Below are 1,029 nucleotides of genomic sequence, written 5' to 3'. Positions count from 1 at the left end.
TATTTTAAACTTAATTTTGCTTAACATATAAGTGGAGCGGACGGCGAAAAACGACTCTAAATGTTCAGGGATTTTCAAGGCCTGTTTGAAGCAGTTCGAAGATTCGATGAACATTTTTTGTCGTTCAAAACAGACACCAAGGTTAAAAAGAGCCAAACTTTCGGTGTATCGGAAGCTGTTTGCTTTTGCTGCAGTTTGCGCGTTCTCATAGTGTTCCTGAGCTTGTTCAGGAAGCATCAAGTCAAGCTTATTTGCTCCTAACATCATTTCACAGTTAATCGTTTTTTCTTTATAGGTCTCATGCGCTTTAAATGTGTCGTATGCGATTTTAGCGTGGGTCATCGAGAAAACATTTTGCTTTATTTTGTAGTACGCCTTACACAGATAGTAATGAAATTCAGCTTTTTCAATTTCATCAGGTATCTTTTTCAAGCGTTCTTCAGCGATTTTATAGTACATGATGGCTTTGACATAGCGCTTTTGATGAAATTCATACATGCCGGAGAAAAAATAAAAATAATAGTGAATCATGTCATCGGTGTTATCTTCTAAGGCTTTGGCTTTCAGATTGTCCAGTAATTCGCCGGATTTGTTGTAATCCTCTGTCATGAGCTTATAACGAGAGTCAATCAGGTTGAAGTACAGTAATACGGTTTGATTCTCTTTCATGTTTGGAAACGTGTTTTCGATCTCTTCCCTCATGGCTGCGGCTTTAGAAAAGTCATGTTGTTTGATGATTTTGTACCAATCGTTTATGGCTTGTCCGACTTCTTCGAATGCTATTGTACTCAACTTTCACCAATCCTTTCTTAATTCTTTATAACTGCAAGAAATGTAAACATTTGTATTCCGAATTATCTCAGACTGTTAAATGAATGTGAAGAATTTTCCGAAAAGTTAACCGGAGATAGAAATGTCACTGACTGGATGTGTTGACTGCGTGTTGAAAGAAAAGGTCATGTGTTGACTGTGTGGAGGTTCATGTGTTGGTCAGGTGGAGACGTGCGGCTTGTTAAAGATATTGAACTG

At 37.8% G+C, this 1,029-nt stretch carries 1 protein-coding gene; it reads right to left on the bottom strand.

The window, feature by feature from the left end:
• The coding region (locus tag ACFVQC_RS30205) for a response regulator aspartate phosphatase (RefSeq protein WP_377900201.1) at window positions 1-792 on the bottom strand (792 nt) is incomplete at its 3' end.
• Window positions 793-1,029: the final 237 nt, after the last annotated feature.

The organism is Bacillus sp. NPDC057893, assembly GCF_042796455.1.
Classification (GTDB): Bacteria; Bacillota; Bacilli; order Bacillales; family Bacillaceae_G; genus Bacillus_A.
The sequence above is the reverse complement of the archived record's forward strand: the minus strand, read 5'-3'. Positions and strand labels throughout refer to the sequence as shown.